General features: G+C 56.2%; 2 protein-coding genes. Both read left to right on the top strand.

Going from position 1 to position 1,172, the window contains the following annotated elements; genetic code table 11:
- A partial coding sequence (locus AB4Z11_RS32170; protein ID WP_442030303.1) for a hypothetical protein occupies window positions 1-611 on the top strand: 611 nt, incomplete at its 5' end.
- Window positions 608-859, top strand: a complete 252-nt coding sequence (locus AB4Z11_RS32165; RefSeq protein ID WP_442030301.1) for a hypothetical protein — start codon at window positions 608-610, stop codon at window positions 857-859. The genes AB4Z11_RS32170 and AB4Z11_RS32165, both read left to right, overlap by 4 nt.
- Window positions 860-1,172: the final 313 nt, after the last annotated feature.

Genomic DNA, 1,172 nt, shown 5'->3' with positions numbered 1-1,172 from the left:
GTCTGCGGTTGTCCGCTGCCGAAGTGGGACGCCTGTTCATGGCGCCGGACTACTCAACCGTTTCGTTTGACAGACTCGCCGCGCGCCAAGATGGCACGCCGGCGGGCATGCACGTTCGATCGACCAATGACTTCGTCCAGCAGGACGAGCAAGTTGATGTAGTTGCCTATCGAGACGTGATGGGCGACGGCGTCCGCATCGACGCCCTGTATTTCAGCAGAATTATGCTGGCGCACGATGCGCCGGAGCGCTTGTGTACGGTTGGGTTTGCGCTGCTGGCCTGTACAGCCTACCGCTTGGGCTTCGCAGAGGTCACGCTCTTCGCCGCCGGCCGGGGCTATGGCCCAGCTGAACTGGATGAGGATGACTTAGTCGGCTACCAGGTGTGGCCGAAGTTTGGCTTTGACGCTCAGCTGGCCGAGGGGGACCTGAACCGCGATGCTCGCTTCCGCTATTGCCGCTCGGTCTTGGACGTCGTCGCTCTCGATCCGGCGTGGTGGGAAGCTCATGGGCGCCCAACCGAAATGCGCTTTGACTTGACGGCAAACAGCCGCAGCTGGCAGGTTCTGGTAGACTATTTGGACAACACGTTTGGCGAGGAGTGGCAATGAATGACAAAAACGCAAAAGATGCACGCTGGGTACTAAGGTACAAGAGCGATGCTGCGTCGCGCCGCGCCAAGAGCAGCGATGAGCTGAAAACTGCGGACTCGTCTGCTGCGCCAGTCAAAACCACCGGCCGCACGGTCGTCGTGCGCTTTGAAAAGGATGCCAAGCCCGTTTCCGAACTGGGAGGCGTAAGCAAAGTCTTCGGCCAATCGCGCATCCGCATTCCTGAATATAAGCTCCATCGACGCTGAGCAGCGACATCCTCAAAAAAGCCGGCGAAAGTCGGCTTTTTTATTGCCTGAGAAGCAAGGAGGGAACGAAGGGGAAGCGAGGGGAAAACGTGATTTATCCCCAAAGTATCCCTGCGCGAGAAAAGGTGGGGCGAAAAAGTAAAAAAGCCAGCTATCTAAGCTGGCTTTTTCTGTAAGCGAATCAATCACTTACGCGTATCTTGGCGGAGAGAGGGGGATTCGAACCCCCGATAGGCTATGAACCGGTACTCTTCTGAGACACAAAAGCCAAAGAAATCAAATGGTTATGTACATCTATGTGTACTATAGATCA

Source organism: Pseudoduganella sp. RAF53_2 (assembly GCF_052113985.1).
Taxonomy (GTDB): Bacteria; Pseudomonadota; Gammaproteobacteria; order Burkholderiales; family Burkholderiaceae_D; genus Rugamonas.
Note: the sequence above shows the minus strand (reverse complement) of the source record. Positions and strands in the feature narration are given on the sequence as shown.

What these genes read in the sequence shown, in the direction of transcription:
- AB4Z11_RS32165 (WP_442030301.1), top strand. Translation starts at nt 608, where the DNA reads ATGAATGACAAAAACGCAAAAGATGCACGCTGGGTACTAAGGTACAAG.